General features: G+C 68.3%; 26 protein-coding genes. 13 read left to right on the forward strand and 13 right to left on the reverse strand.

The annotated features are described in order from the left end of the window. Positions 1 to 36: 36 nt before the first annotated feature. On the forward strand, positions 37 to 483 hold the full coding sequence (locus tag ACSQ9E_RS31065; protein ID WP_057203881.1) for a DUF2214 family protein: 447 nt from the start codon (positions 37 to 39) through the stop codon (positions 481 to 483). Positions 484 to 572: 89 nt separating this feature from the next. Here ACSQ9E_RS31065 and ACSQ9E_RS31070 read toward each other — a convergent pair whose 3' ends face one another. Then, positions 573 to 923 carry a PsiF family protein gene (locus ACSQ9E_RS31070; protein WP_436180039.1) on the reverse strand — a complete coding sequence of 117 codons (351 nt, stop codon included), beginning with the start codon at positions 921 to 923 and terminating at the stop codon, positions 573 to 575. A gap of 232 nt (positions 924 to 1,155) precedes the next feature. Here ACSQ9E_RS31070 and argS point away from each other — a divergent pair, with 232 nt between their 5' ends. The 6 genes from argS to ACSQ9E_RS31100 all read left to right on the forward strand — a co-directional run bounded on the left by argS (position 1,156) and on the right by ACSQ9E_RS31100 (position 7,486). Next, entirely contained in the window at positions 1,156 to 2,865 is a 1,710-nt protein-coding gene (argS, locus tag ACSQ9E_RS31075; protein WP_436220027.1) for an arginine--tRNA ligase, read from the forward strand. Between the two features lie 13 nt (positions 2,866 to 2,878). Continuing rightward, a complete protein-coding gene (locus ACSQ9E_RS31080) occupies positions 2,879 to 3,547 on the forward strand; it encodes an SPOR domain-containing protein (protein ID WP_436220028.1) in 669 nt (222 codons plus the stop codon). 74 nt (positions 3,548 to 3,621) lie between these two features. Beyond that, positions 3,622 to 4,278 carry a thiol:disulfide interchange protein DsbA/DsbL gene (locus ACSQ9E_RS31085; RefSeq protein ID WP_057268505.1) on the forward strand — a complete coding sequence of 219 codons (657 nt, stop codon included), beginning with the start codon at positions 3,622 to 3,624 and terminating at the stop codon, positions 4,276 to 4,278. Between the two features lie 110 nt (positions 4,279 to 4,388). Next, positions 4,389 to 5,042, forward strand: coding sequence for a lipopolysaccharide transport periplasmic protein LptA (lptA, locus tag ACSQ9E_RS31090; RefSeq protein WP_436220029.1), 654 nt, complete (start codon positions 4,389 to 4,391; stop codon positions 5,040 to 5,042). After that, the gene (lptB, locus tag ACSQ9E_RS31095; RefSeq protein ID WP_436220030.1) at positions 5,039 to 5,821 is read left to right on the forward strand and encodes an LPS export ABC transporter ATP-binding protein; all 783 of its coding nucleotides are present in this window, start codon (positions 5,039 to 5,041) and stop codon (positions 5,819 to 5,821) included. Before lptA ends, lptB begins: the two co-directional genes overlap by 4 nt. 63 nt (positions 5,822 to 5,884) lie before the next feature. Beyond that, positions 5,885 to 7,486, forward strand: coding sequence for an RNA polymerase factor sigma-54 (locus ACSQ9E_RS31100; protein WP_436220031.1), 1,602 nt, complete (start codon positions 5,885 to 5,887; stop codon positions 7,484 to 7,486). On the opposite strand, the gene ACSQ9E_RS31105 is transcribed toward ACSQ9E_RS31100, so the two are convergent. Genes ACSQ9E_RS31105 through ACSQ9E_RS31115 form a run of 3 tightly spaced genes read right to left on the reverse strand, consistent with a single transcriptional unit; the run spans position 7,487 to position 8,949 of the window. Then, complete coding sequence (locus tag ACSQ9E_RS31105; RefSeq protein ID WP_436220032.1) at positions 7,487 to 7,855, reverse strand: VOC family protein; 369 nt, start codon at positions 7,853 to 7,855, stop codon at positions 7,487 to 7,489. It lies immediately after the preceding gene. A gap of 20 nt (positions 7,856 to 7,875) precedes the next feature. Beyond that, positions 7,876 to 8,424: a hypothetical protein gene (locus tag ACSQ9E_RS31110; RefSeq protein WP_436220033.1), complete on the reverse strand. Its 549-nt coding sequence runs from the start codon at positions 8,422 to 8,424 to the stop codon at positions 7,876 to 7,878. A 33-nt stretch (positions 8,425 to 8,457) separates the two neighbouring features. Then, a complete protein-coding gene (locus ACSQ9E_RS31115; protein WP_436220034.1) occupies positions 8,458 to 8,949 on the reverse strand; it encodes a glutaredoxin domain-containing protein in 492 nt (163 codons plus the stop codon). A 197-nt stretch (positions 8,950 to 9,146) separates the two neighbouring features. On the opposite strand from ACSQ9E_RS31115, the gene ACSQ9E_RS31120 reads away from it, so the two are divergent. Genes ACSQ9E_RS31120 through ACSQ9E_RS31130 form a run of 3 tightly spaced genes read left to right on the forward strand, consistent with a single transcriptional unit; the run spans position 9,147 to position 11,397 of the window. Beyond that, the gene (locus ACSQ9E_RS31120; RefSeq protein ID WP_436180035.1) at positions 9,147 to 9,599 is read left to right on the forward strand and encodes an acyl-CoA thioesterase; all 453 of its coding nucleotides are present in this window, start codon (positions 9,147 to 9,149) and stop codon (positions 9,597 to 9,599) included. Positions 9,600 to 9,623: 24 nt separating this feature from the next. Then, on the forward strand, positions 9,624 to 10,916 hold the full coding sequence (locus tag ACSQ9E_RS31125; protein ID WP_057203893.1) for a THUMP domain-containing class I SAM-dependent RNA methyltransferase: 1,293 nt from the start codon (positions 9,624 to 9,626) through the stop codon (positions 10,914 to 10,916). After that, complete coding sequence (locus ACSQ9E_RS31130) at positions 10,906 to 11,397, forward strand: putative toxin-antitoxin system toxin component, PIN family (RefSeq protein ID WP_436220035.1); 492 nt, start codon at positions 10,906 to 10,908, stop codon at positions 11,395 to 11,397. Before ACSQ9E_RS31125 ends, ACSQ9E_RS31130 begins: the two co-directional genes overlap by 11 nt. A gap of 8 nt (positions 11,398 to 11,405) precedes the next feature. Here ACSQ9E_RS31130 and ACSQ9E_RS31135 read toward each other — a convergent pair whose 3' ends face one another. From ACSQ9E_RS31135 to ACSQ9E_RS31145, 3 genes are all read right to left on the reverse strand, one after another. After that, complete coding sequence (locus tag ACSQ9E_RS31135; RefSeq protein WP_436220282.1) at positions 11,406 to 13,142, reverse strand: ABC transporter ATP-binding protein/permease; 1,737 nt, start codon at positions 13,140 to 13,142, stop codon at positions 11,406 to 11,408. Between the two features lie 257 nt (positions 13,143 to 13,399). Next, positions 13,400 to 14,236: a hypothetical protein gene (locus ACSQ9E_RS31140; RefSeq protein ID WP_436220036.1), complete on the reverse strand. Its 837-nt coding sequence runs from the start codon at positions 14,234 to 14,236 to the stop codon at positions 13,400 to 13,402. After that, the gene (locus ACSQ9E_RS31145; RefSeq protein ID WP_436220037.1) at positions 14,233 to 15,981 is read right to left on the reverse strand and encodes an FMN-binding glutamate synthase family protein; all 1,749 of its coding nucleotides are present in this window, start codon (positions 15,979 to 15,981) and stop codon (positions 14,233 to 14,235) included. Before ACSQ9E_RS31145 ends, ACSQ9E_RS31140 begins: the two co-directional genes overlap by 4 nt. Before the next feature lie 169 nt (positions 15,982 to 16,150). On the opposite strand from ACSQ9E_RS31145, the gene ACSQ9E_RS31150 reads away from it, so the two are divergent. Beyond that, a complete protein-coding gene (locus tag ACSQ9E_RS31150; protein WP_057203898.1) occupies positions 16,151 to 17,002 on the forward strand; it encodes a YecA family protein in 852 nt (283 codons plus the stop codon). A gap of 138 nt (positions 17,003 to 17,140) precedes the next feature. Further along, positions 17,141 to 18,637, forward strand: coding sequence for a SulP family inorganic anion transporter (locus tag ACSQ9E_RS31155; protein ID WP_436220038.1), 1,497 nt, complete (start codon positions 17,141 to 17,143; stop codon positions 18,635 to 18,637). A gap of 30 nt (positions 18,638 to 18,667) precedes the next feature. Here ACSQ9E_RS31155 and ACSQ9E_RS31160 read toward each other — a convergent pair whose 3' ends face one another. The 4 genes from ACSQ9E_RS31160 to ACSQ9E_RS31175 all read right to left on the reverse strand — a co-directional run bounded on the left by ACSQ9E_RS31160 (position 18,668) and on the right by ACSQ9E_RS31175 (position 22,036). Next, a complete protein-coding gene (locus ACSQ9E_RS31160) occupies positions 18,668 to 19,159 on the reverse strand; it encodes a nuclear transport factor 2 family protein (RefSeq protein WP_057268511.1) in 492 nt (163 codons plus the stop codon). 101 nt (positions 19,160 to 19,260) lie between these two features. Continuing rightward, entirely contained in the window at positions 19,261 to 19,749 is a 489-nt protein-coding gene (locus ACSQ9E_RS31165) for a CinA family protein (RefSeq protein ID WP_057268512.1), read from the reverse strand. Continuing rightward, complete coding sequence (locus ACSQ9E_RS31170; protein ID WP_057268513.1) at positions 19,746 to 20,276, reverse strand: phosphatidylglycerophosphatase A family protein; 531 nt, start codon at positions 20,274 to 20,276, stop codon at positions 19,746 to 19,748. The genes ACSQ9E_RS31165 and ACSQ9E_RS31170 overlap by 4 nt, the downstream gene beginning before the upstream one ends. Positions 20,277 to 20,287: 11 nt before the next feature. Continuing rightward, positions 20,288 to 22,036 carry a DUF4139 domain-containing protein gene (locus tag ACSQ9E_RS31175; protein ID WP_436220039.1) on the reverse strand — a complete coding sequence of 583 codons (1,749 nt, stop codon included), beginning with the start codon at positions 22,034 to 22,036 and terminating at the stop codon, positions 20,288 to 20,290. A 95-nt stretch (positions 22,037 to 22,131) separates the two neighbouring features. Between ACSQ9E_RS31175 and ACSQ9E_RS31180 the strand changes: the two genes are divergently transcribed. Next, positions 22,132 to 23,538 (forward strand): esterase-like activity of phytase family protein, encoded by a 1,407-nt coding sequence (locus tag ACSQ9E_RS31180; RefSeq protein WP_436220040.1) that lies wholly within the window; start codon positions 22,132 to 22,134, stop codon positions 23,536 to 23,538. 6 nt (positions 23,539 to 23,544) lie between these two features. Here ACSQ9E_RS31180 and ACSQ9E_RS31185 read toward each other — a convergent pair whose 3' ends face one another. Beyond that, the gene (locus tag ACSQ9E_RS31185; protein ID WP_436220041.1) at positions 23,545 to 25,512 is read right to left on the reverse strand and encodes a right-handed parallel beta-helix repeat-containing protein; all 1,968 of its coding nucleotides are present in this window, start codon (positions 25,510 to 25,512) and stop codon (positions 23,545 to 23,547) included. A gap of 13 nt (positions 25,513 to 25,525) precedes the next feature. Next, a complete protein-coding gene (locus ACSQ9E_RS31190) occupies positions 25,526 to 26,410 on the reverse strand; it encodes a LysR family transcriptional regulator (protein ID WP_057203906.1) in 885 nt (294 codons plus the stop codon). Positions 26,411 to 26,430 lie beyond the last annotated feature (20 nt).

Genomic DNA, 26,430 nt, shown 5'->3' on the forward strand with positions numbered 1-26,430 from the left:
ACAATCGCCGCGAACTGCCCCAAACAAGGATCCGCGATGACCCTCGAAGCCGTATTGGCCGCCCTGCACATAGTGGCCATCCTGACCCTGGTGGTCTTCCTGTCGAGCCAGGCCGCGCTGTGCCGCATCGAATGGCTCAATGCCGCAGTGGTGGAGCGCCTGGCGCGGCTCGACGCCATCTATGCCGCCTCGGCCATGGCGCTGGTGGCCACAGGGCTGGCGCGGGTGTTCTTCGGGGTCAAGGGCATGTCCTGGTACGTGTCCCAGCCCATGTTCCACTTCAAGATCACACTGGTGGTGGCGATTGCCATCGTCTCCATCTTCCCTACCATCGCCTTCCGGCGCTGGCTGCGCCAGCTGCGCGCCGATGGCACCCTGCCGGATAAGAGAGAAGTCGCCAGGGTGCGCCGCCTGGTGATGCTGCAGGCCCATGCGATCCCGGTGGTGGCCGTGATCGCGGTGTTCTGGGCGCGGGGCTGGTAAGCACAGGCACCAGGCCATGAAAAAACCCGCCGGGCACGGGGCCGGGCGGGTTGCTGGCGAATGCCGGCCAGGCAGGCCGGCACGGCAGATCACTTCTTGAGGCATTCGCTCATGAAGGCCTTGCGCTCGTCGCCCTTCTTGCCCTTGGCGTCGGCGTTGCAAGTCTTCATCTTGTCCTGCTGGGTCGCAGGCTTGTTGGACAGGCAGGTCTTCATGAAGGCCTTGCGCTCGTCACCCTTCTTGTCGGCTGCCTCGGTGTTGCAGGTGGCCATCTTGGACTGCTGCTTGGTGGGTGCTGCGGCCGATGCTGCAGGCGCCGCCGGGGCGGCTGCAGCCGCAGCTGCGGGCGCGGAGGCCTTGGCCGCAGGGGCGTCGGCAGCGTGTGCTGCACCGAAAGAGAGGACCAGGCTCAGGGCCGTCAGGGAGAGAAGCTTTTTCATATAGTGCTCCGGTGGTAAGGGCATCCGATGCAATCCGCATCGGATTGCCCGATTACAACGTACAGCCCCCGGGCTGCGCTGACACGGTTCGCGGGATGACAGGATTCTTTGCAATCTGTTGCAGCTGCGCAGCGCTTTTTATGTGCCTGTTGTGCAGGCCCGTGCGCGCATTTGGTGGCGTGGGCAACACACCCTGCCAGGGCAGTCACGGCCCGCCCCGTAAAATCGCGGGATGCTCTCTGTCAAACACGATCTGCTGGCCGCTCTCGCGGCCGAGCTGGACACCCTTTCCCCTGGCGCGGGCGCCAAGGCGGCATTCGAATCCCCCAAGGTGGCCGCGCATGGCGATTTCGCCTGCACGGCGGCCATGCAACTGGCCAAGCCGCTCAAGCTCAACCCGCGCGCGCTGGGCGAGCAGCTCAAGGCGGCGCTGGAGGCCACGCCCGCCTTCACGCGCTGGGTCGATGCCATCGAGATCGCGGGCCCGGGCTTCCTGAACATTCGCTTGAAGCCCGCTGCCAAGCAGGAGGTGGTGCGCGAGGTGCTGTCTGCCGGCGAGCGCTTCGGCTACCAGGCCGACCGCGGTGCCAAGGTGCTGGTCGAGTTCGTCTCGGCCAACCCTACGGGCCCGCTGCATGTGGGCCACGGCCGCCAGGCCGCCCTGGGCGATGCCATCTGCAACCTGTTCGCCACCCAGGGGTGGGGTGTGCACCGCGAGTTCTATTACAACGATGCGGGCGTGCAGATCCAGACGCTCACGAACAGCACGCAGCTGCGCGCCAAGGGCTTCAAGCCCGGCGACGAGTGCTGGCCTACGGATTCCGAGAACCCGGCCAGCAAGGCCTTCTACAACGGCGACTACATCCAGGACATCGCCAACGACTTCCTGGCGAAGAAGACCGTCAAGGCCGATGACCGCGAGTACACAGCCAGCGGCGACGTGGACGACGTGGAATCGATCCGCCAGTTCGCCGTGGCCTACCTGCGCAACGAGCAGGACAAGGACCTGCAGGCCTTCAACCTGAAGTTCGACGAGTACTACCTTGAGTCGAGCCTGTACACCAGCGGCCGCGTGGAGGCCACGGTGGGCAAGCTCGTGGCCAACGGCAAGACCTACGAGCATGACGGCGCCCTGTGGCTCAAGAGCACGGACTACGGCGACGACAAGGACCGCGTGATGCGCAAGCAGGACGGTACCTACACCTACTTCGTGCCCGACGTGGCCTACCATATCGCCAAGTGGGAGCGCGGCTACACCAAGGTGGTCAACATCCAGGGCACCGACCACCACGGCACCATCGCGCGCGTGCGCGCCGGACTGCAGGCGGCCGAAGTGGGCATCCCGCACGGCTACCCCGACTACGTGCTGCACACCATGGTGCGCGTGGTCAAGGGCGGCGAAGAGGTCAAGATCAGCAAGCGTGCCGGCAGCTACGTCACCTTGCGCGACCTGATCGAATGGACCAGCAAGGACGCGGTGCGCTTCTTCCTGCTCAGCCGCAAGCCCGACACCGAGTACACCTTCGACGTGGACCTGGCCGTGGCGCAGAACAACGACAACCCGGTGTACTACGTGCAGTATGCGCATGCGCGCATCTGCTCGGTGCTGCGCAGTTGGGCCGAGCAGGGCGGTGGCGACGTGGCTTCTCTCCAGGGCTTGGACCTGTCCCCGCTCGAAGGCCCGCAAGCCCAGGCACTGATGCTGCAGCTGGCCAAGTACCCCGAAATGCTCACCGCTGCGGCCGACGGAGAAGCCCCGCACGACGTCACCTTCTACCTGCGCGACCTGGCCGCCAGCTACCACAGCTACTACGACGCCGAGCGCATCCTGGTGGACGACGAGGCCGTCAAGCGCGCGCGCCTGGCCCTCGTCGCCGCCACCGCGCAGGTATTGCACAATGGCCTGGCTGTGCTGGGCGTATCGGCTCCGGCCAGAATGTAAGCGACCACTACCTATGAAGAACAAGCAACTGGGCGGAACCATCATCGGCTTTATCGTGGGCGTGATCTTCGGCCTGGGCGCCGCGCTGGCGGTCGCCGTCTACGTGACCAAGGTGCCCGTGCCTTTCCTGAACAAGGGTGGCGCACGCGGCACCGACCAGGACGCGGCCGAAGCGCAGAAGAACAAGAACTGGGACCCGAACTCGCCGCTGTATGGCAAGAACCCCGCGCGGCCTCCTGCGGCCGCAGCGTCGGCTCCCGCCACGGCAGGGGTGGCACCGGCGCCTGCGCCTGCTGCCTCGGCACCTGCCGTGGCAGCAGCGGACCCGCGTGCCGCCGCCTCGTCGGCCAAGCCTGCCGCCGCAGCCATCAAGCCCGGCAGTGCCGACCCGTTGGGGGATCTGGCCGCTGCCAAGGCCGCTGCGGCGCCCGGCAACAGTGCCGACCCCTTCGACTACTTCGTGCAGGCCGGTGCCTTCCGCACCCAGGCCGATGCCGATGCGCAGCGCGCCAAGCTGGCCATGCTGGGCTGGGAGGCCCGCGTGAGCGAGCGCGAGCAGAATGGCCGCACCGTGTTCCGCGTGCGCGTTGGCCCGTTCACCAAGCGCGATGACGCCGCCCAGCTCAAGGACAAGCTCGACACCACGGGCGTCGAGTCCGCCCTGGTGCGGGTGCAGCGCTGAGGGCATGCCTGCCTGAACTTTTTCCGGGGGCGTGGCTCACACCCCCCAATACCAGACCAAGGAGTGTCACTTTCATGAAACGCCGCGAGTTTTCCCTGTCTGCCGCTTCCGCAGTGGCCGCATCCGCCCTGACCCTGCCCGTGGCCGCCCCCGCGCTGGCGCAACCGCGCCAGTTCAAGGAGGGCAAGGACTACCGCAAGCTCGACAAGCCCGTCACGCCCGACGCGCCGGCGGGCAAGGTCGATGTGATCGAATTCTTCTGGTACAGCTGCCCCCACTGCAATGCCTTCGAGCCCACGCTCGACGCATGGGTCAAGGCAGCCCCCAAGGACCTGAGCATCCGCCGCATCCCGGTGGCGTTCAATCCCAGCTTCGTGCCACAGCAAAAGCTGTATTTCACGCTCGAAGGCATGGGCAAGCTCGATGCGCTGCATGCCAAGGTCTTCCGTGCCATCCACGTGGAGAAGGCCAAGCTCGCCAAGGACGATGAAATCATGGCCTGGATCGCCACGCAGGGCGTGGACGTGGCCAAGTTCAAGGAAATCTACAGCTCGTTCACCGTCTCCAACCAGGTGCGCCGCGCGTCGCAGCTGCAGGATGCGTACGGTGTGGAAGGCGTGCCCTCGATGGGTGTGGCCGGCCGCTTCTACACCGATGGCACCATGGCCGGCAGCATGCCTGTCGTGCTGCAGGTGGTAGAGCATCTGGTGGGCGCGGTCCGCAAAGGCTGACCATTTCTTGGCAGGACTGGCGCCTGTGTGTACCAAAAGCCCGCGGATGCGGGCTTTTTTCATGGCATGTCGCCACGGGTGGCTACAATGATCTGCAAGATTCGTGCCCTATGAACTACCGCATCCTCCCGACCCTACTCCTCCTCTCGGCCCTGGCCATGGTCCAGACGGCGGCCCACGCCGAAAAGGCCGACCGCAACAAGCCCATGAACATCGAGGCCGACGCACTGCGCCACGATGAGCTCAAGCAGACCAGCGTGTTCACCGGCCGCGTGGTCATGACCAAGGGCACCATCGTGCTGCGTGGCGCGCGCCTGGACGTGCGCCAGGACGCGGACGGCTACCAGTTCGGCGTGGTCACGGCCGAGCCGGGCAAGCGCGCCTTCTTTCGCCAGAAGCGCGACACGCTGGCGGGCGCGCCCGACGAGTTCATCGAAGGCGAGAGCGAGGTCATCGAGTACGACGGCCGGGCCGACAACGTGAAGTTCATCACCCGCGCCGAGCTGCGGCGCTACCGCGAATCCACGCTGACCGACGAGATCACCGGGCAGGTCATCGTCTACAACAACCTGACCGACGTGTTCACCGTGGACGCCAAGCCGCGCGGCAGCACCAATGCGGCGGGCGACACCCCGGCGCCCGGTGGCCGCGTGCGCGCCATCCTGTCGCCCAAGGAAACACCCGCCAGCGCGGCCGCCCCTGCCGCAGCGGCACCGGGCACCGCCCTGCGCCCCAGCAGCACCCTGAGCGGCGGCGCCAAGTGAGTGGGCAGCACGTGAGTACCGCCGCCGATTCCCCGGCGGGCAGCCGGCTGGAGGTGCACCACCTCGAAAAATCCTACGGCAGCCGCAAGGTCGTCAAGGACGTGTCGCTGGTCGTGCAAAAGGGCGAGGTCGTCGGGCTGCTCGGGCCCAACGGCGCTGGCAAGACCACCTCGTTCTACATGATCGTGGGCCTGGTGCGCAGCGATGCCGGCGACATCCGCATCGACGGCCACTCGGTGGCCCACATGCCCATCCACCGCCGTTCGCGCCTGGGGCTGTCCTACCTGCCGCAGGAAGCCTCGATCTTCCGCAAGCTCACGGTCGAGGAGAACGTGCGCGCCGTGCTCGAATTGCAGCGCGGCGAGGACGGCCAGCCGCTGCCGCGCCAGGCCATCGAAGAGCGCCTGACCGCGCTGCTCACGGAACTGCGCGTGGAGCACCTGCGCGCCTCGCCCGCGCTGGCCCTGTCCGGCGGCGAGCGCCGCCGCGTGGAGATCGCCCGCGCGCTGGCCACGCAGCCGCGCTTCATCCTGCTGGACGAGCCCTTTGCCGGCATCGACCCCATCGCCGTGATCGAGATCCAGCGCATCATCGGCTTCCTCAAGGCGCGCGGCATCGGCGTGCTCATCACCGACCACAACGTGCGCGAGACGCTGGGCATCTGCGACCACGCCTTCATCATCAGCGATGGCCATGTGCTGGCCCAGGGAACCCCCTCCGAAATCGTCGACAACGCCGAAGTGCGCCGGGTGTACCTGGGTGAACACTTCCGCATGTAGCAGACCGATGGACCACCCGTTCGCCATGCACCTGCCTTTGCGGCAGCCCCGGGGGGCTGTGCGATGAAGCCCGGCCTGTCACTGCGCGTATCGCAGCACCTGGCGCTCACGCCGCAATTGCAGCAGTCCATCCGGCTGCTGCAGCTGTCCACGCTGGAGCTGGGCCAGGAGGTCGAGCAGATGCTCGACGAAAACCCCTTTCTCGAACGCAATGCCGACGAGGCCCCGCGCGAGGAGTTCGGCGTGGACACGGCCGATGCGCCGGTGCAGCCAGACGATTACAGTTCCGACGACGCGGTCTATTCCAGCGCCCCGGGCACCAGCACGTCGACCGAGACCTCGGCCGACAGCCCGCAGGGCGATGCGGAAGTGGGCAGCAGTGCGGGCGACGAGCCCGACTGGAGTGGCGATGGCACTGTGGACGTGTCCCCCAACGATGCCGAGTGGGGCGGCGATGCGCCGGCCCGCAACCGCAATGATTCCGAAGGCGACGAGGCCGACGCCACCGAACTGGTGCGTACGCACGAATCGCTCACCGCATTTTTGCACCGCCAGGCGCTTTCATTGCGCCTGTCCGAGGTGGACCGGGCCGCCCTGCGCTTTTTGATCGAATCGCTCAACGACGACGGCTACCTCGAAGACCCGCTGGAAGAGCTGGCCGTCGGCCTGGCCGGCCCGGACGACCTGGAGCAGATCGAGGAACTGGTGCACCGCTTCACCGTCGCCCTGCGCCTGCTGCAGAGCCTGGAGCCTGTGGGCGTGGGTGCACGTGGCCTGGGTGAATGCCTCACGCTTCAGCTCACGGCGCTGGCCGCCGATGAAGACAGCGAAATCGACCCCGACACCGTGCAGACCGCGTTGCGTGTGTGCCAGCAGCCGCTGGAGATGCTGGCGCGCCGGGACATCCGCCGCCTCACGCAGCTGTGTGGCGACGGCGAGGAGCGCACGCGCGCCGCCATGGCCCTGATCGCGCGGCTGGAGCCACGCCCCGGGCGCAAGTTCGTGGACGTGGAGCGCAACATCATCGTGCCCGACGTCATCGTGCGCAAGGCCGGGCGGGCCAATGGCCGCGATGGCCAGCACAACTTCATCGTGGCCCTGAACCCCGATGTGATGCCGCGCCTGCGCGTGCACGACATCTACGCCGGTGCCCTGCGCGGCCACAAGGGCGGCGAGGGCCACCAGGCGATGCAGCAGCGGCTGCAGGAGGCGCGCTGGTTCATCAAGAACATCCAGCAGCGCTTTGACACCATCCTGCGCGTCTCGCGGGCCATCGTCGAGCGGCAAAAGAGCTTCTTCACCCATGGCGAGCTGGCCATGCGCCCGCTGGTGCTGCGCGACATCGCCGATGAGCTGGGTTTGCACGAGTCCACCATCAGCCGCGTCACCACGGCCAAGTACATGTCCACGCCCATCGGCACCTACGAGCTCAAGTACTTCTTCGGCTCGGGCCTGGGCACCGAGACCGGCGGCAACGCATCGAGCACGGCCGTGCGCGCCCTCATCAAGCAGTTCGTGGCGGCCGAAAGCCCCGCCAAGCCGCTGTCGGACAGCCAGATCGCCGAGATGCTCAAGGAGCAGGGCATCGAGTGCGCGCGCCGCACCGTGGCCAAGTACCGCGAGGCGCTCCGGATCGCGCCAGCCAACCTGCGCAAGGCGCTCTGATCAGGCCGCGTTTCTGAACGCCCGGCTGGAGATGCTGACGGCGTTGCCGTCCGGGTCCTTCACGTTGGCAAACGCATAGCCATTGGCCTGGTGCGTGCTGCCGAATGCCAGGCCCTGCGTCAGCGCATTGGCCTTGAAGGCCTCCACGTCGTGCACATGAAAGCACAGCTTCACCCCGGCCTGGCCGAGCTTCACGCTCTTGGCCGCCTGGTGGATGAGGATGCTGGCGCCGCCGTCCGGGGCCTTGAGTTCGATCAGGCCCTCCACCACCTCTCCCGTGGTCTGCAGGCCGAAATGCGTGCCGTAGAACGCAGCGCTGCGCTGCATGTCGCGCGCGTAGACCATGATGGTGCCGAGCATGGGGTGCATGGTGGGTGGGCCATCCGCCATCAAGGCGACTTCGAGGCCGGTGCGCGCCGCAGCGAGCGCAGCAGCTCCAGCGCCTGTGCGGTCGGCTCGTGCGACTGGCCATTGGCCAGCACGGTGAAGGCCACGCGCAGTTCGTTCATGCCCAGCACGCCCTGGGTCAGGTGCTTGTAGCCGCCCGGCTCGGGGGCGCGGTCGGTGGCCGAAAAGTAGTAGCCCGTCTTGCCCGAGGCGCCCAGGTCCTTGAGCGGCAGCGCGGCTTCGACGGCCCTGGGCTTGGCCTGGGTCGCGCCCGACTGGACCTGCGCCCGCAGCTCATCGGCCGTGGGGGCCTTGGCGGAGCTGCCTGCGGGCCAGATGGGCGTGAGGATCATCTGCAGGGCCGTGGCATCGGGGCCGCTGATGGCGACCGAGGGCGGTAGCTCGGCATGGGGGCGGCGCACCTGGGCGCGCCATTGGGCGGGCAGGTCGATGACGAGGTCGTCGCGCCCGGGCAGCGGAACGCGCAGTTCTTCGGCAAGAACGGGCAGGCACAGGGCGAAGGTGAGCAGCGTGAGGGCAGTGCGGAGCATGGAGCGGTGGAACGGAGTGAGTGAGGTGGTGGCTTACTTGCGGCTGGTGAAGACGGCGTCATACGACTGCGTGCTGAAGCCCGCCACCCGCTGGCCATTGGTGAGCAGCACCGGCACGCCACGGGCCCCGAGCTGCGCAAAGGCGGCCTTGCCGGTGGGCGTGTCCACGTCGAACTCCCGGTAGGCGATGCCCTTGCCTCCCAGGTAGGCCTTGGCCGCCTTGCAGTAGCCGCACCAGGTGGCCATGTAGAGCGTGACCTCGCCCCGGGGCTGGGCGGCGGCCGTCTGGGTGCCAGTGGCAGCCTGGCCGGGGGTGGCGGGCGGCAGCGGGTTGCCCGGGACCACGCTGACGGGCAGGCTCTCGAGCTTCAGGGTCTCTTGCACCGCACCCGACGTGGGCGCCTGGTCGCTGTAGACGACTTTTCCGCGCGCATCCACGGATTTGTAGAGCGTCTGGGCATGCGCCGTGCCCGTGAGCGCGGCCGCAATCAGGGCGAGGGTCAGGGTGCAGCGCAGGGTGTGCATGGGGGCTCCGGGTAAAATCGGCTATCCCGGGAGCATAAGAGACTTCTGCCGCCCCGAGGCCCGCTGGGGCAAGGCCTCACCCGTATGGGCCATCCTTGCCGTCCGGCATGCAGCTTTTCGATGCCCGTTGCGGGCTTTTTCGGGGGCGTCCTGCCCCCGTTTCGCTGTCTTTTCTCGACCCTCCGTTTCCCTGCCCCATGGCCCGCATTGTTTTCGACCTCCCCACGCACTTCGGCTTTGCCACCGAGCTGCAGATCTACATCAGCCACGTCAACCAGGGCGGGCACCTGGACAATGCGCAACTGCTGAGCCTGGTGTCCGAGGCGCGCGTGCGCTTCTTCCAGTCGCTCGGTTACCCCGAGGCGGATGTGGGCGGCCTGTCCACCGTGGTGGGCGACATCGTGGCCCAGTACAAGTCCGAAGGCTTCCATGGCGAGACCATGTGCGTGGAGATGGCGCCCGAGGACCTCAACCGCTACGGCTTCGACCTCGTCTTTCGGATGACGGAGAAGACCACCGGCCGCGAAGTGGCGCGCGGCAAGGTCGGCATCGTCTTCATCGGCCGCAGCGACCGCAAGGTGGCACCCATCCCTGAATCCATCCGCCAACTGCTGCTGGCGCGCGCAGCGACCGACGCAGTCGGCGTTTAAGCGCGTATCCTGTCGCCCAGTGCCATGAACCAACTCCAACTCTTTCTCCCCTGCGCCGCCGGTGTCGAGGGCTACCTCGCCGACGAAGTGCACGCCATCACCGGCCTCACGGGCCAGGACCTGCTCATGGGCCGGGGCGGCGTGCTGCTGCGCGCCTCGTGGCGCCAGGCGCTGCTGCTCAACCTGCACAGCCGGCTAGCGCAGCGCGTGCTGGTGCAATTGGCGCACCGGCCCTACCGCTCCGAGAACGACCTGTACGGCATCGCCAGCGAGGTGGCCTGGGAAATCTGGTTCACCACGCGCCAGACCTTCAAGGTCGAGGTCACGGCCCAGCACAGCCCGCTGCAGAGCCTGAACTTTGCCGGCCTGCGCGTGAAGGACGCGGTGGCCGACCGTTTTCGCGCCAAGTCCGGCGTGCGCCCCGACGTGAACACCCAGTGGCCCGACGTGCGCATCCACCTGCACCTGACCACCGAAGAGGCCACGGTCTACATCGACACCTCGGGCGAGCCGCTGTTCAAGCGCGGCTGGCGCGAGGACAAGGGCGACGCCCCGCTCAAGGAAACCCTGGCCGCCGCCATGATCGCCGCCAGCGGCTGGGACCCGCTCGGTGATGCGCCCGTGCCGCTGTACGACCCCTGCTGCGGCAGCGGCACCATCGCCATCGAGGCCGCGCAGATCGCCTGCCGCATCCCGGCCGGCATGCTGCGCCGCTTCGCATTTGAAAAGCTGCTGCCCTTCCAGGGCCATGTGTGGTCGGCCATCCAGGCCGAGGCCGAGAGCGCCATCCAGGCGAGCCCCGTGCCCATCTTCGGCAGCGACGTGGCCCACCGCATGGTCGATTTTGCCGAGCGCAATGCCGAGCGCGCGGGCGTGGCCGACGCCGTGCAGTTGCGCGGTGGCGACGCATTGCAGCGCATGCCGCCGAGCGAACAGCCGGGCCTGATGCTGCTCAACCCGCCCTACGGCGAGCGCATTGCCGCCGCCGGCTCCGCAGGCCAGAACGCCAACGAACGCGCGGCCGAGCGGGCCCTGGGCGCCAGCGTGGGCCGCGAGGCCGCGCACACCGACGACGGCGGCGAGTTCTTCAGCCAGTTGGCCACCCACTGGAAGAAGAACTATGCGGGCTGGACGGCCTGGATGCTGACCCCCGACCTCAAGCTGCCCGGCAAGATGCGCCTGAAGGAGTCGCGCCGAGTGCCCATGTGGAACGGCCCCATCGAGTGCCGCATGTTCCGCTTCGACATGGTCAAGGGATCGGTGCGCACCAAGCCATCGTCCGATACGCCACCGGCCGGCCCGCGCGATGCGGGTTGAGCTGGCGCTGCCGGCCCAGGCGCCGGCGGGTGAACCCGTGCGCCCTGTGGTCGTCGACACCAACGTCGCGCTGGACCTGCTGATCTTCTCGGACCCGGCCACCGTGCCGCTGCGCCAACTGCTCGCCGAAGGGCGCCTGGCCTGGATCGCCACGCAGGTCATGCGCGACGAACTCGAGCGCGTGCTGGCCTACCCGCACATCGTCGGCCGCATGGACTACTACCGTGTGGACGCGGCGCAGGTGCTGGCTGCCTTCGACGCCCAGGCCCGCCTGGTGGCGATTGCCCCGCGCGTGGCCTACGTCTGCAAGGACACCGACGACCAGAAGTTCATCGACCTGGCCGCCGCGCACCGTGCCATCCTGTTGAGCAAGGACAAGGCCGTGATCTGCATGCGCAAGCGCCTGCTGACGCTGGACGCTCACGTGGCGACAGCGCTGGTGTGGGAGGTGGCGGCCGAACCCGCCAGCGCTGACGCCTGATATTCCCGTCAGCGGTCGAAGCTGAAGTCGCCCGCCGCGTGCACCTGCCACGCGCCCTCGCCCTTGAGCTCCAGCACATGGGTGTGGTGCTTGAGCACGGCCGGGCGGTGGGCAATGCTGATCAGCGTGGTGCCGTTGGCGCGCAGGCGCTCGTAAAGCGCCGCCTCGTTGGCGCTGTCGAGGGCGCTGGTGGCTTCGTCCAGGATCACGATGCGCGGCGCACGCGCCAGCACCCGGGCAAAGGCCAGGCGCTGCTGCTCGCCGATGGACAGCTGCTTTTCCCAGTCGTGCGAGGCGTCGAGCCCGCCCACGTGTTCGGCCAGCGATTCGAGCTGCACTTCCTGCAACAGCTCCAGCAAGCGTTCGTCCGCCAGGTCGGTCTCCTTCATGGGGTAGATGATCTGGCTGCGCAGCGTACCCATCTGCATGTACGGGCGCTGCGGCAGAAAGAACACGTCCTCCATCGGCGGGTGCTGCACTGCACCGCTGCCGGTGCGCCACAGGCCTGCAATGGCCCGCAGCAGCGAGCTTTTGCCGCAGCCGCTGGGGCCGGTGATCAGCAGGGCATCGCCAGTTTGCAGCTGCAGTGACAGGTCCTGCACCAGCAGGCGGCCGAACTGCGGCGTGTAGAGCGTGAGCCCCTCGATGGCCATGGCTTCGCCGATGCGCGTGGCAATCTGCGGCGCAGGTTCCGATGGCGCCTGTGCTGCGCTATCGGTGCCGTTGGCGGGCGGCGTCGTCGCTGCCGGCTCGGCCCAGGGGGTGGGGGCGGCAGGTGTCTTGAGGACCATCTGCGACAGCGCGTGCAGCCGGTCGATGCCGGCCACGAAGCGGCTCAGGCTCTCGAAGTTGTCCACGATGAGCGACACCGCGCCCAGCACCGCTGCAAAGGCGCCGGCCGCCTGGATCGCGCGCCCCACCTCGAGTTCGCCCGAAAGCACGCCATTGGCCAGGATGATGCTCGGCAGCACCAGCGTGAGCTGGCTGAACGAGCGCTGGAACAGGTTGAGCGAACGCTGCTTCTTGATGAGCCGCGCATAGTTGGTGAAGGCCGCCTCGAAGCGGTGGTCGATCTGCGCGCGCTCCTGCGGCTCGCCGCGGTAGAAGGCGATGGACTCGGCGTTCTCGCGCAGCCGCATCAGCCCGAAGCGGAAGTCCGCCTCACGCCGGATCTGCCAGAAATTGAGGCGGATCAGCGGTGCGCCAAACAGGTACAGCGCGCCGAAGGTTCCCAGCAGCGCATACACCGCCAGAAAGCCCACCAGCACCTTGGAAATGGACCACAGCACCGCGCTGAACGCCACGAGCTGCATCAGCGAGCCCAGAAAGATCAGCAGGAAGTGCGTGGAGCGCCCGGTGAAGGTGTTGATGTCTTCGCTGATGCGCTGGTCGGGGTTATCGATGTCGCTGCCGGTACCGAGTTCGTAGTACTTGCGCTCACCCAGGTAGCCATCCAGGAAGCGGTGCGTGAGCCAGCGCCGCCAGTGGTTGGAAAACGCGTCGCGCATGTAGTAGTAGAAGGCGTACACCGGCACCGCGAAGGCCAGTACGATGAGGCTGGCGCGCACCGCGTCCCAGAAGCGATCGGCCTGCTTGGCCGCCAGGGCCGAGGTCATCTCGCCGGTCTTGTCGATCAGCATCACGGCCAGCTGTGTCTCGCAGACCATCAGGCCGATGAGCAGCGCCAGCAGGCCCCAGGCGGTTCTTTTTTTCTCGCCCATCCAGTAGGGGCGGGCCACGCTCATGAACTGCTTCCATGCCGAGAGCGACAGGGTGGGAGGGCGGCGGCGACGGGGCTTCTTCGCGGCCGGCGGCGGCGATGCGGGAGCGGGTGGTGCTGAAAGGGTGGCGGCAGGAGTAGACATTGGGCAGAGGCAAAAGGAGGCAAACGGGAGCACCGCCTGCACGATAGGCGGGCGGCCGGTCTGCCTCTGTCAGCCAATGCCTACAGCCCGCTAAGGACGGGCCCGCTTTGCGCGCAGCCCATGTCCGCGGGCATGGTTCAAGGCCGCAGCAGGTCGTAGGCCGCGCGCACGCGCTGCATGTCGCGGCCGAGCTTGCGGTTCTGCGGCAGGTGCCGCATCCAGCCCATGCGCCCGATGCTGGTGGCCAGCATGGCCTGCAGCTCCGGGCTGCCTGACGCGATCCACGCGGTCCACATCGCGCGGGCGTCGTCGAGCGCGCCCACCAGGCGCAGGTAGATGGCCGTGGAGTGCGCGTAGCACAGCGCATCGCGCGCGTGGCATACCGGCAGCGGCAGCACGGCGGCCGGGTCGTCCTCGAAATCGATGTAGCCCACCACGCGATCGGGGCAGCGCACGAGGTTGCGCGCGAACGCCTGGCTCAGGCAGGTGCCGCTGGCGTGCACCTGCGCAATGGCCACCAGGCCCTGCTGCCACAGCGCCAGCACGGCGGCGGGCCCGGCGGACACGGCATGGTCGATCTCATTGCCCAGCGAGGGCGTTTGCTGCGCGGGCCGCCCCAGGTGGCGCATCAAAAAGCCATCCTCCTGCGCCGCCAGCACGGTGGGCACGCGCAGGCCGCGCGCCTGCAAGTCGCGCAGGCGCCGCACCTCGGTGGCGATGGCTTCGCGTCCGCCCCGGTTGGGCACCGGGCGCAGCACTTCCAGCCGCAACACCGCAGCCATTGCCGCCATGGCACGGTAGCGGCCCGGGCCGTGGGGTGCACCGGCTTTCTTGAGCCATACCTGCTCCTCGCCGAGCCGGTAGCTGGCGACATTGAACTGCTGCTGCACGAGCTGCTGGCGCAGGTAGGCCGCGTAATCGACGGGGTTGCTGCCGGGGTTGCTGTCAGGAACCTTGCCTGCTTCCATCGTCATACGGCGGCGTTGGCGGGCAGATCGCTGACGGCGGCCACGGCCGCGTGGGCCACTTCCACATGGTGCGGCACTGACGGTTCCAGCGCCGGTTCGCTGGCGGCAAAGCTGTGTGCGCTGGACAGCGGCCAGTACAGTCGGAACACGTTGTGCTGCGCCTCCAGCGGGCCCAGCAAGGCGCCGGGCTGCATGCGCGTGATCAGGTTGGACAGAAGACGTACCTCGGTATCGCTGATGCGGCGCACGATGTGGTGGGCCGTGATGTCCTTGGGGTGCTGCAGTCCGGCGGCCTGCACCAGCTCCTGCAGCGCATGCAGGGTGCTGTGGTGGAACTGCGCCACGCGCGAGGCCTTGTCGGGCACCACCAGGGCCTGTTGGCGCTGCGCGTCCTGCGTGGTCACGCCGGTGGGGCAGTGGCCGGTGTGGCAGCTTTGCGCCTGGATGCAGCCCAGCGCCATCATGAAGCCGCGCCCGGCATTGCACCAGTCGGCACCCAGCGCCATCATGCGCGCGATGTCGAAGGCGGTGATCACCTTGCCCGCGCAGCCTATGCGCACGCGCTCGCGCAGGTTCACGCCCACCAGCGTGTTGTGCACCAGCAGCAGGCCTTCCTGCAGCGGCGCGCCCACATGGTCGCTGAACTCCACGGGGGCTGCGCCTGTGCCACCCTCGGCCCCGTCCACCACGATGAAGTCGGGCGTGATGCCCGTGACCAGCATGGCCTTGACGATGGCAAACCACTCCCAGGGATGGCCGAGGCAGAATTTGAAACCCGTGGGCTTGCCGCCCGAGAGCTCGCGCAGGCGGGCAATGAACTGCATCATCTCCACCGGGCTCGCAAACGCGCTGTGCCGCGAGGGCGAGATGCAGTCTTTGCCCACGGGCACGCCGCGTGCGGCCGCGATCTCGATGGTGACCTTGGCTGCGGGCAGTACCCCACCGTGCCCGGGCTTGGCGCCCTGGCTCAGCTTGAGCTCGATCATCTTCACCTGCGGGTCCTGCGCATTCGTGGCAAAGCGCTCGGGGCTGAAGCTGCCATCATCGTTGCGGCAGCCGAAGTAGCCCGAACCGATTTCCCAGATCAGGTCGCCTCCGTGCACGCGGTGGTGTTGCGAGATGGAGCCTTCGCCCGTGTCGTGGGCAAAGCCACCCAACTGCGCGCCCTTGTTCAGCGCCAGCACCGCGTTGGCCGACAGCGCGCCAAAGCTCATGGCTGAGATGTTGAACACGCTGGCGTGGTAGGGCTGGGTGCACGGCGACACGGAGGGCGAGGGCGCATCGGGGCTGCCGCCGATCCATACGCGAAAGTCGCTCGACGTGAGGTGCGAAGGCGCCATGGAGTGGTTCACCCACTCGTAGCCGCGTGCGCCCACGTCCAGGTGCGTGCCGAAGGGCCGGTTGTCGGGCTCGCCCTTGGCGCGCTGGTAGACCAGGGAGCGCTGGGCGCGCGAGAAGGGGGCGGCCTCGCTGTCGCTCTCGATGAAGTACTGGCGCACCTCGGGGCGAACGTATTCGAGCATGAATCGGATGTGCCCGATGACCGGGTAGTTGCGCAGGATGGCATGGCGCGTCTGGCGCAGGTCGTACACGCCCACGGCCACCAGCGCCCCCAGCGCTCCCAGGGCCAGCACCAGCGGCAGGCTTGCGCCGAAGGCCACGAGGGCGCAGAGCGCCGCCAGCAGGCCCAGCACACACAGTGCAAAGGCCGTGTAGCGCACCGGGTACAGGGAGTTGAGTTGGTGGATCATCGGGTGTCCTGGTTCTTTTGCGGGCGAAGCGGGAGGGCTACACTGGCCGCCTTTGCGCGGGTGGCGTTGCCGCCCACCGCACTGTGCCCGGGTGTTGCGCTCGGGCGCAGGCCTTGCGCATCATAAAAGTAAAACTTTGCTTCCAGCAGCCGCACCACGGAGCCCCGCCATGACCGACCCCATTGAAAAGCCCGAAACCGATCCCGAAACCGCTGCCTTGGCCCCGGCCCTGGGTCCTGACGAGCTCGAAGAGATCGACAACCTCCTTGATGACCTGCGCACGCGCGGCGACGAGATTCCCCAGTGGGAGTTCTGCGATGGCTTCATGACCGCCGTCATCTGCAACCGCCGCCCCATCGCGCCGGCCGAGTACCTGCCCATGCTGCTGGGCGATGGCGCCGAGCTCGAAGTGGCCGAGGGCGAGCCCCTGCCGCTGCTGCCGGCGTTTGCCGACGCAGCCCAGCAGGCGCGGTTCCTGGAGTTGTGGACACGCCGCTGGGACGAGGTGGTGCGCCAGCTCGATGCCAAGGTCGACCGCCTGGACGACGATCAGACCTTCCAGCCCGAGGCCATGGACATGCGCGGCGCGGTGGCCAGCCTGACGGAAGAGCAGCGCGCCGAGATGGACTCGGACGAGCAGGACATCCCCTCGTTCGGCCAGGTCTGGGCGCTGGGTTTCATGTTCGCGGTGGAAAATTGGCCCGAGGACTGGGCGGCCCCGCGCGACAAGGAGGCCGCCCAATGGCTCAACGACGCGCTGGACAGCATCGTTGCCCTGACCGAAGACGACACTGGCAAGCCTGAAGTCTGCATGTTCGACGAGAACGGCCCGCCCAGCACCAGCCAGGCCCGGGTAGAGGCCTTCGGCGAGGCCATCTGGGCCGTGTACGACCTGCGCCAGATCTGGAAGAGCATGGGCCCGCGCGTGGAAACCATCCGCAAGGCGCCCGAGCCCGGCCGCAACGACCCCTGCCACTGCGGCAGCGGCAAGAAGTACAAGAAGTGCCACGGCGCCAACTGAGCGGCGGTTGAGCCCTTGTCCTGCGGCGCACGCGGTTGCGGTGCGCCGTTTCCACGGGCGCGGCGCCCGTGGGTGTGTTTCCTGCTTCCTCTATCCTGTCCCCGTTGACCGAGCGCGCCTGCGGCGTGCGCCTGTCCCATGAACGCCTCCACCTTGTCCCGCCTGCGCGCCGAATGGGCGCCGGTCAGCATTCCGCGCGAACTGCTGGCCGGTGCCGTTGCCACCTTTGCACTGATCCCCGAGGTCATCGCCTTTTCCTTTGTCGCGGGGGTGAACCCGTCGGTGGGGCTCTTTGCCTCGTTCGTCATCAGCCTGGTGATCGCCTTCGTGGGCGGGCGCCCGGCCATGGTCTCGGCGGCGGCTGGCTCCGTTGCCCTGGTGGCGGCGCCGCTGGTGCAGTCGCATGGGCTGCAGTACCTGTTGGCTGCGGGCATCCTGGCGGGCTTGGTGCAACTGGCCTTCGGGCTGCTGCGCCTGGGGGTGCTGGTGCGCTTCGTTTCCAGCTCGGTGCGCACCGGCTTCGTGAATGCGCTGGCCATCCTGATCTTCTCGGCGCAGCTGCCGCACCTCGCCGGCGCGGGCGCGGCCACCTGGGCCACGCTGGGCCTGGGGCTGGCCATCATCTACGGGCTGCCCGCGCTGGGCCATCGGCTCGGTTGGCGCGCGCTCACGGCCATCCCTTCGCCGCTGATCTGCGTGGTGGCACTCACGCTCGTGGCCTCTGGCATGGGCCTGCCGCTGCCCACCGTGGCCGACCTGGGCCAGTTGCCCGATTCCCTGCCCCTGTTCGGCCTGCCCGAGGTGCCGCTGGCGTTCGACACGCTGCGCATCATTGCGCTGCCCGCGCTGGCCATCGCCATGGTGGGCCTGCTGGAATCGGTGCTGACCGCTGCCGTGGTAGACGAGATGACGGATACGCCGAGCTCCAAGAACCGCGAATGCGCCGGCCTGGGCGTGGCCAACGTGGCAGCCAGCCTGTTCGGCGGCATTGCCGGCTGCGGCATGATCGGCCAAGCGGTGGGCAACGTGAAGTACGGCGGGCGCGGGCGACTGTCCACGCTGTTCGCCGGCGTGTTCCTGCTGATCCTCATGGTGGTGCTCAAGCCGTGGGTGTCGCAGGTGCCGGTGATCGCCCTGGTGGCCATCATGGTCATGGTGTCGGCTTCCACCTTCGACTGGAAGTCGCTCGGCACCTTGGTGCGCCACCCGCGCATGTCCAGCGCCGTGGTGCTGGCCACAGTGGCCGTGACCCTCTCCACGCACAACCTGGCAGCCGGCGTGGCGGTGGGGGTGCTGCTCAGCGGCGTGTTCTTTGCCTTCAAGGTGGCGCGCATGCTGCAGGTGCGCGCAACGGATGATGAAGCCAGCGGCCTGCGCACCTGGCAGGTCACGGGCCAGGTGTTCTTTGCCTCGGCCGATGCCTTCATCGACGCCTTCGACATCCTGGGCGCCGAAGGCCGGCCCGTGTGCATCGACGTCTCGGGCGCGCATTTCTGGGACGTCACCGCCGTGGCTGCGCTCGACAAGGTGGTGCAGCGCCTGCAGCACCATGGCTGCACGGTGCAGGTGCTGGGGCTCAACCAGGCCAGCGCGGTGCTGATCGACCGGATGGGTTCGGCGCCGCGCAGCGGCTGAGGTCGGGCTGCTGCCGCAGCCTGCGCTGGCTTACTTCTTTTCCTGCGCGAGGAATTTGGCCAGGTTGCCCGCCGCCGTGCTGCGCACCTTGCGCTTGAGCGAGGGCGACCAGCCCAGCAGCAGCCCGGGAGTGCCCAGGGCCTGGCGCGACCAGCGCCAGAAATTGAAACGGTCGCGGTGCGTGGCGATCAGCCCTTCGGGCGTGAAGGTGAACGTGCCGTCGATGATGTTGTGCACCTTGCGCCCCGTGGCGCTGAAAAGGTAGTGTGCCTCCCAGTGGGCGCGTCCGCCCTTGTCATCGGCCTCGATGCCGCTCGATTCGAGCTTCCAGTGCTCGGCGCCGTTCTTGCGCGTGGCGGTGGCAAGCATGCGCCACATGCCGCCGATCTGCTCGCGGCCCTTGAGCGAGAAGGCCTCGTCGTCGAAGCTGGCGTCGGGCGCGTAGCAGGCCTGCATGGTGGCATGGTCGAGCTGGCCGAAGGCGGTGTAAAAGCGCTGCAGGGTCTGGGCGTTGGGGTGCATGGAGGCTCCGGTAGGGGCAATGCGGGCTCTGGAGCCCGGGCGGAGGATGCTACACCGGCGCTGTGCAGGCCCGCTGGCGCCTGGGCGACGCGCTTGCCGCGTCAACCCAGGTAGTGGTGCAGCCGCTGCAGCGCGTGCGCCACGGTGGCATGGCGCACCGCGGCGCGATCGCCTGGGAATTGCTGCAGTTCGGTGTGCACGGCGCCACCCACGGCCCAGCCGAACCACACCGTGCCGACGGGCTTGGCCGGGCTGCCGCCCGTGGGCCCGGCCACGCCGGTGACGGCCACTGCCACCTGCGCGCGCGAATGCGCCACCGCGCCTGCGGCCATGGCGCGGGCCACTGGCTCGCTCACGGCGCCGTGGGCGTCGATCAGTGCGGGCGGCACGCCCAGCAGCTCGGCCTTGGCCTCGTTGGAGTAGCTCACGAAGCCGCGTTCGAACCACTGGCTCGACCCGGAGAGGTCGGTGCAGGCCGCAGCGATCATGCCGCCGGTGCAGCTCTCGGCCGTGGCCAGCATCTGCCCGCGCGCGAGCAGTTGGGCCGCGATGTCGGCCAGCAGCCGGGCCTGGTTTGCCGGGTCGCTCATGCCCAGAACCTCCACAGCGCAATCACCAGCAGCGTGCAGAAGGCGGCAACGAAGTCGTCCCACAGGATGCCCCAGCCACCGCGCCAGCCAAAGCCCTTGAACAGGCTGTCGGCCCAGGCCACGGGGCCGGGCTTGGCGGCATCGAAGAAGCGGAACAGCGCAAACGCAGCGAGTTGCCCCCACCAGCCCATGGGCATGGCCAGCCACAGCACCAGCCAGAAGGCCACCACTTCGTCCCAGACGATGTTGCCGGGATCAGCGATGCCCAGGTTGCGCGCGGCTACCGTGCACGCCCACCAGCCGACCACGGTACTGGCGGCGATCAGCAGGCCCATGGCAAGGGGGCTCAGCCACTGCTGCAGCGCCAGGAAGGCGAGCCAGGCCCAGAGCGTGCCCACGGTGCCGGGGGCGATGCGCGAGAGCCCTGCGCCAAAGCCCAGCGCAATGCAGTGGGCCGGGTGCGAGAGCATGAAGGCCGCCGTGGCGCGGCGCGTCGCAGACGGAGTGTTGGGGGATGTCGGATCCATGGTGGGGGCTGTCACTGGCGCTCCTGCAGCTGGAGTTCCTTGGCGTAGCGGATCGTGTGCTCGGCGCTGAACTGCGCCGTGGCGCCCGCCGCCAAGGGCTGCTGCCATGCCACGGTGCCCGGTGTGCGGTTGAAGGCCATCTCGGCGGGCTGCGGCTGGTAGCGCGACTCGACCTCGATCTTCTCGTTGCGCGAGACGGGGGCCGCATGCAGCACCTGCAGCGTGATGCCGCTCCGGTGGCGGTTTTCCACGCTGTAGGCGCGGCGGGTGCGGCGCTCGGTGCGCGAGCCCGTGAAGCCCGCGGCGCTGGTCAGGTCCTGCGGCGCCTCGGCGCGCACGGTGACCAGGTCATCCTTGCCGAACGACAGGCTGGTGCTGCCCGCAGGTGCGGTGCTGGGCGCGCCGAAGTCCAGCCGCCCGGTGCCCACGAAGGCGCCGTCGCGGTACAGCCCCACGGCGCCTGCAGGCCACACGCCGGGCGGCGTGGCGACTTCGGCCACCAGGTAAGCGACATCCTCCACCGCCGGCGCGGTGCGCGTGAGCAGCGTGGCCGCTGCGCTGTGGTTGCCCAGCGCCAGGGTCACGCGCTGGCCGCTGGAGGGCACGGTGATGCGCTGGGGCACGGCGAACTCGGTGGCAAAGCCCCTGTCGGTGGTGCTCACGTCGAAGCTGGGCATGGCCTCTTCGGCCATGGACCGCTCCCGAGCCACAGGGGCGGGAGGCGCGGCAGGGGCCATGGCCATCGCCGGAGCCGCCATGGTCATGGGCTGCGGTGGCGGCGCCACATCCAGCGTCCACGGGCGCGGCAGGCGGCCCTGGGTGGCGCGTCCCGGCTGGCCGGTGGAGAGCACGAGCTGCACATTGCTCCAGTCCTCGCCGCTGTTCTGTGCGACCAGGGCCTGGCGTTCCAGCAGCACGGTGGCCTTGGCCGGGTCCAGCGTGGCCCGGTAGGTGGGCTGCCAGCCGGGGCCGCGCACCTGGTAGGACAGGCGCAGCTCGCCCTCGCGCTCGGCCGCGAGGTTGATGCTGACCGACACCACGCGCGCGCGCTGGCTGGCCACACGGTTGCGCTCGGCCACCAGGGGCTTCAAGGCCAGTTCCAGTGCCTCTTGCTTGCGCTGCAGCTGGTGCGTGCGGGCCAGTGCGTCCTGGCCCGACTTGCGCAGCACGTCGGCCATGGCCGTGATCTGCGCTGGCGTGGGGCTCTGTACACGGCCACCGGGCGTCTCGTCGCCAGTGCCCCGGCCGCCGGCCACACCCTTGAGGTAGCTGTCCACCAGGCCCAGCGCGCCGGATTCGGCCTTCACGCCAGCGATCTGGTCTTCCAGGTCGCGTATGCGGCCGTCCAGCGGGCTGGCGCATGCCGGGGCCACGTCGCGGTCTTCGGTGAGCACGTTGAATTCGCCCACGCGCACGCTGGCATCGGCATTGATCTGCAGGCTCTGCGCATCCAGGGAGGCCGGCAGGCAGCTGAAGGTGAAGCTGCGCGCACCCATGGCGACCTTGGCCACGCGCTCCACGGTGGCGGTGCCCGAATAGACGGTGACGCGGGCAATGCGCGAGTTGGCGCTGCTGTCCTGCGCGAGTGCGGTGCCCGCTGCGCACAGCAACAGGCTGGCGCAGACGGCGAGCCGGGTGGCGAAACCGATGGTAGGGGTCAAGGATGCCTCCTGGTGTGGTTCGGGGCGCGCCGAAGGCGGCAGCGCAGGAATTGTTTCAGCGTTTGTAGCGCAAATGCAGGTCGTCGTGCGGCGGCGCATGGGCGATCAGCGGCGCCAACCTGGGTGGATTCATGGGATTGTCACGCAACCTTCATACCCTCGAAAAGTCTTCCATTCTCACCCCCCAACAAACCATGAAGCATTTCGTTCCCCGCGCCCTGTCCCTCCTTGCCCTGGGAGTAGGTGTGATCGCCTGCGGCGGCTCCGACGACGGGTTCCAGTACCCCGGCGCCAGCGGGACCAGCCTGCCCTACGAGGTGATGGGCCGGGTGGACAATGCCGAAAAGACCGAGCTGCGCAACGGCAGCTACGGCTCGTCCATGGCGCCGCACCCCACCCAGGAAGGGTACTTCTATGCCCTGAGCGACCGCGGCCCGAACGCCGCCACCGAGGCCACCCGCTCGCCGCCTGGCATCATCTTCGTCAAGCCGGACTACACCCCGCGCATCGGCCTGTTCAAGCTCACGTCTGAAGGCAAGGCCGAACTGGTGAGCACCATCCTGCTCAAGGACCCCAAGGGCCGCCCGATCACCGGCCTGCCCAACCGCCAATTCGGCGGCACCGGCGAGACGCCCTACAACCTGGACGGCAGCGTCGTGTCGCTGGACCCGGACGGCGATGGCATCAAGGGCTTCGATGAAAGCGGGCTCGATTCCGAAGGCCTGGTGGCGATGAAGGATGGCACGTTCTGGATCAGCGACGAGTACGGCCCGCACATCGTGCACTTCGACGCCACGGGCAAGGAGATCGAGCGCATCAACCCCTTTGCGGCCGACCCGCGCAACAAGGCCGGGCGCACCCTGCCGGCCGAGCTGTCCACGCGCTGGCCCAACCGGGGCATGGAAGGCCTGACCATCACGCCCGACGGCAAGACGCTGGTGGGCATGATGCAATCGAACCTCTACAACCCCACCAGCGCCGTGGGCAGCATCAATCTGGTTCGCCTCGTCACGGTGAACATCGAAACCGGTGCCACGGCGCAGTACCTGTACCGCCAGGATGCGGCGGGCCTGGCCAACTCCGAGATCGTGGCCCTCTCCGCCACCAGCTTCCTGGCGGTCGAGCGCGATACCAAGTTCTACGGCATCGACACCGGCGTGGTCCGCAAGAACATCTACAAGATCGACATCGGCCAGGCGACCAATGTGGACCGCTCCAACACCGCCCTGCGCAGCGCCAACGCATCGCTCACGGTGAATGCCGCCAACGGCCTGCTGGTGGACGGCAAGACCCTGGAGCTGGTGGTCAAGGACGGCGGCACCGCCGACAACTACGCCGCCGGCTGGGCGCAACTGGCGGCGCTGGGCATCAAGCCCATCACCAAGGTGCTGGCGTATGACGCCATTGCCTCGCAGAAGTACCCGCACGACAAGCTGGAAGGCATGTGGGTCATCGACGCGAACCGCCTGGCCATCATCAACGATGCCGACTTCGTGATCGCCCCGGACAACCTGGGCGGCATCAAGCAGAAGTACCTGTACGACGGCAAGCCCGACAGCAATATGCTGTATGTGGTGAAGCCGATATCTCCGCTGTTCTGATCCTGCTCAGCGGGGGCCGTACACGGGCAGGGCCTGGCCGAGTTCATAGGCTCCGGCATCAGGGGCTCGGCCCTGGAAACCCTGGCTGATGTTGGGAATGGCCTGCCCTGCATCGACTGCGGCCGAGCCGGGTTGCAGGCGCAGGTCGGGCACGGTGTACAGCGTGATGGGCGAGCCGGGAAAAACGGGAACGGAGGCGAACGAGTCCATGCCCACCTGCACGGCGGCGCGCTCGGTGGTGCGGGCCCGCAGCTCGGCCAGGCTGGAAAAGCTGGTGGCGCCCCAGCGGCCGGTGAAGCTGCCCACGGTGGAACCATAGGCATCGAAGTCGAGGTCGGCGCTGGCGGCATCCAGGTCGGCAATCGACAGCACGCGCCCGGTGCCGCTGGAATAGCCGCCATAGGTACCACCCGGCCCGCCGATGAACAGGTTGTTGCGTGCATACAGCCGCCCCACCGTAGCGCCGGCATAGATGCCGAGTGCGTCGCCGTTCTTCACCACGGTGTTGTGCAGCAGCACGTCGCCGTAGCTGCTGCGGTACAGCTTGAAGGCCACGTGCGTGGCGTTGTAGACGACATTGCGCACGAAGTAGGTGGGCCCGCCCAGGCCCGGCTGCGATGACAGCGCGATGAACACATTGGTCAGCCGGTTGCGCATGATGCGGCAGTTGTGCATGCAGAAATCGGCCTCCACGCCGTCGTCCGCAGCCTCCGAAAGGTCGTTGTTCAGGATGTCGATGCTGTACTGGTCCACTGCCTCGTCGTCTTCGAGCAGCGAGATGTTGTCCCGAAAACGCGCCACGCGGTTGTTCATGAGCACATGGCCGGGGCCCGTGATGAGGATGCCCTCGCCCGCGTTTCCGCCCGATGCACCGAGGGCCGCTCCGGACCAGACCACCGTGCCGGTGACCGTGTTGTCGGCGATGTAGGCGTTCTCCGCGCGCGTGAAGGTGATGATGCCGTGCCCGCCCAGTGCCGCCGTGGCGTTGACGGTGCTGCGCGTCATGCTGAAGTCGTTGCTGCCGTTGAAGCGCACGCGGCCGTTCAGGGTCATCTCGGTCAGCATCACATGGCGCTGGTTGAAGACGTTGATCTCTCCTTCGACCACCGCGCCCGGGGTGCCCCGGATCACCAGCGGCCGTCCCGAAGCGCCGCTGCGCGCCACGCTAAAGCCGCTGTAGCGCCCGGCCCCCAGTTCCACGACCTCACCGGCATTCGCGCCGGCCAGCACGCTGGCAAGCGTGGCCGGCGTGGCGGGCTTGACCACCGCGCCAGGCGCAGGCGTGGGCACGCTGCGGGTCGTGGCCGTGGTCGTGCGCACGGTGCCGCCGCCATCGGGGTCGGTGAGCGTGAGCTCGATCTCGTAGGTGGTGCCGGGCACCACGTCGAAGATGCTGCCCGAATGGCGCAGCGGCCAGGTGCGGCCCTGGCCCGAGGTCTCATTGTGGATGCGGCGCAGCGGCATGCCGGTGAGCCAGGCGCTGCTGCCCTGCGCACGGTAGCGCACGCCGACCACCGCATTGCGGTTGGCATCGCCCGTGAAGTCCCATTCCACCGTGATGTTCTCCAGCGTGGGGAAGGGCGTGGTGACGGCGCCGGGCACGCTCGCGTCCGCCGCGGTGGCAGGGCCCACCAGGCCGCCCGCGCCCAGCAGCTCCAGCCCCGGCCGGGTCAGGCTCACCCGGGGGTAGGTGGCAGTGCCGATCACCACCTGCGGCAGGCGCAGCACACTGCCCGTGGTCAGGTACTGCAGCTCAGTGCCCACGGCTGGGTCGTCCACGCGCAGTTGGCCCGGGTCGAGCAGGCGCACCACCACGTCGCGGTAGCGGTCGCCCGCGTCGAGCTGCAGTGTAGGCAGGCGCAGCGTGGCGGTCGCGGGCTCGAAGGTCGCCGTGTCGGCGGCCAGGGCGACCCCTTGCATGCAGACCAGGAGGGTCGCCACAAGCCGTGACAGACAGGTGAATGGCATGGTCATGGTGGGAAGTTTTTTACAGCGCGTCGGGAACGGCCTCGGCCAGAAAATCGTACACCGCGCGGATGCGCTGGCTGGTGCGTATCTCGCGGTGCACCGTGAGCCAGATGGGCAGCTCGGGCAGCTTGAGCATGGGCAGCAGCGCCACCAGGTTCGGGTCTGTGCGGGCCATGTGGTCGGCCACGAAGCCGATGCCCAGGCCGTTGCGCACCACCTGCCAGTAGGCCATGAGGTCATCGGTGCGCAGCGCGAAGTGCTGGCGCTCCACCGGGTAGCCCATGGCGGCAAAGCCGCGCGCGATGTCGCCATAGCGGTCGTTGCCCACCAGGTCGTGCTGCAGCAGGTCGGGCGGCTGGCGCGGCGTGCCCCGGCGGCGCAGGTAATCGCGGTGGGCGTACGTGCCCAGCGTGACCTTGCCGATGCGCTTGGCCACCAGGCTGGCCTGCGTGGGCTGCACCATGCGCAGGGCGATGTCGGCCTCGCGGCGCAGCAGGTTGGTGACCTCGTTGCTGGAGACCAGTTCCACCTGCACCTCGGGCAGTTCCAGTCGCATGCGCGCCAGCAGGGGTGGCAGCAGCATGCAGGCCACCGGCTGGCTGGCGGTGATGCGCACGGTGCCGCTGACCCCGGCCTCGCCGCCCGAGACGCTGCGTGCCAGCTGGTCGGCACCCGTCTCCATGGCGCGGGCCGATTCGGCCAGGCGCAGTGCTGTCGCCGTGGGCAGCAGGCCGCGCCCCGTGCGCTCGAACAGCACCACGCCGAGCTGGGCCTCCAGCTCGGCGATGTGGCGCCCGATGGTGGGCTGGCTCGCGTTCAGCACGCGCGCAGCGCCCAGCAGGCTGCCCTGGTCCAGGGCAGCCAGGAAGGATTGGATGAGGCTCCAGTCAAAGCGTTGTTTCATGGCCGGTACAGGTATTCATT

This window comes from Acidovorax sp. LjRoot118, assembly GCF_964253575.1.
In the GTDB taxonomy this organism is placed as follows: Bacteria; Pseudomonadota; Gammaproteobacteria; order Burkholderiales; family Burkholderiaceae_C; genus Acidovorax.

Coding starts and splice junctions, on each gene's coding strand:
- ACSQ9E_RS31065 (WP_057203881.1), top strand. CDS start 37: ATGACCCTCGAAGCCGTATTGGCCGCCCTGCACATAGTGGCCATCCTG.
- ACSQ9E_RS31070 (WP_436180039.1), bottom strand. CDS start 923: ATGAAAAAGCTTCTCTCCCTGACGGCCCTGAGCCTGGTCCTCTCTTTC.
- argS (WP_436220027.1), top strand. CDS start 1,156: ATGCTCTCTGTCAAACACGATCTGCTGGCCGCTCTCGCGGCCGAGCTG.
- ACSQ9E_RS31080 (WP_436220028.1), top strand. CDS start 2,879: ATGAAGAACAAGCAACTGGGCGGAACCATCATCGGCTTTATCGTGGGC.
- ACSQ9E_RS31085 (WP_057268505.1), top strand. CDS start 3,622: ATGAAACGCCGCGAGTTTTCCCTGTCTGCCGCTTCCGCAGTGGCCGCA.
- lptA (WP_436220029.1), top strand. CDS start 4,389: ATGAACTACCGCATCCTCCCGACCCTACTCCTCCTCTCGGCCCTGGCC.
- ACSQ9E_RS31100 (WP_436220031.1), top strand. CDS start 5,885: ATGAAGCCCGGCCTGTCACTGCGCGTATCGCAGCACCTGGCGCTCACG.
- ACSQ9E_RS31105 (WP_436220032.1), bottom strand. CDS start 7,855: ATGCACCCCATGCTCGGCACCATCATGGTCTACGCGCGCGACATGCAG.
- ACSQ9E_RS31110 (WP_436220033.1), bottom strand. CDS start 8,424: ATGCTCCGCACTGCCCTCACGCTGCTCACCTTCGCCCTGTGCCTGCCC.
- ACSQ9E_RS31115 (WP_436220034.1), bottom strand. CDS start 8,949: ATGCACACCCTGCGCTGCACCCTGACCCTCGCCCTGATTGCGGCCGCG.
- ACSQ9E_RS31120 (WP_436180035.1), top strand. CDS start 9,147: ATGGCCCGCATTGTTTTCGACCTCCCCACGCACTTCGGCTTTGCCACC.
- ACSQ9E_RS31125 (WP_057203893.1), top strand. CDS start 9,624: ATGAACCAACTCCAACTCTTTCTCCCCTGCGCCGCCGGTGTCGAGGGC.
- ACSQ9E_RS31130 (WP_436220035.1), top strand. CDS start 10,906: ATGCGGGTTGAGCTGGCGCTGCCGGCCCAGGCGCCGGCGGGTGAACCC.
- ACSQ9E_RS31135 (WP_436220282.1), bottom strand. CDS start 13,142: ATGAGCGTGGCCCGCCCCTACTGGATGGGCGAGAAAAAAAGAACCGCC.
- ACSQ9E_RS31140 (WP_436220036.1), bottom strand. CDS start 14,236: ATGACGATGGAAGCAGGCAAGGTTCCTGACAGCAACCCCGGCAGCAAC.
- ACSQ9E_RS31145 (WP_436220037.1), bottom strand. CDS start 15,981: ATGATCCACCAACTCAACTCCCTGTACCCGGTGCGCTACACGGCCTTT.
- ACSQ9E_RS31150 (WP_057203898.1), top strand. CDS start 16,151: ATGACCGACCCCATTGAAAAGCCCGAAACCGATCCCGAAACCGCTGCC.
- ACSQ9E_RS31155 (WP_436220038.1), top strand. CDS start 17,141: ATGAACGCCTCCACCTTGTCCCGCCTGCGCGCCGAATGGGCGCCGGTC.
- ACSQ9E_RS31160 (WP_057268511.1), bottom strand. CDS start 19,159: ATGCACCCCAACGCCCAGACCCTGCAGCGCTTTTACACCGCCTTCGGC.
- ACSQ9E_RS31165 (WP_057268512.1), bottom strand. CDS start 19,749: ATGAGCGACCCGGCAAACCAGGCCCGGCTGCTGGCCGACATCGCGGCC.
- ACSQ9E_RS31170 (WP_057268513.1), bottom strand. CDS start 20,276: ATGGATCCGACATCCCCCAACACTCCGTCTGCGACGCGCCGCGCCACG.
- ACSQ9E_RS31175 (WP_436220039.1), bottom strand. CDS start 22,036: ATGCGCCGCCGCACGACGACCTGCATTTGCGCTACAAACGCTGAAACA.
- ACSQ9E_RS31180 (WP_436220040.1), top strand. CDS start 22,132: ATGAAGCATTTCGTTCCCCGCGCCCTGTCCCTCCTTGCCCTGGGAGTA.
- ACSQ9E_RS31185 (WP_436220041.1), bottom strand. CDS start 25,512: ATGACCATGCCATTCACCTGTCTGTCACGGCTTGTGGCGACCCTCCTG.
- ACSQ9E_RS31190 (WP_057203906.1), bottom strand. CDS start 26,410: ATGAAACAACGCTTTGACTGGAGCCTCATCCAATCCTTCCTGGCTGCC.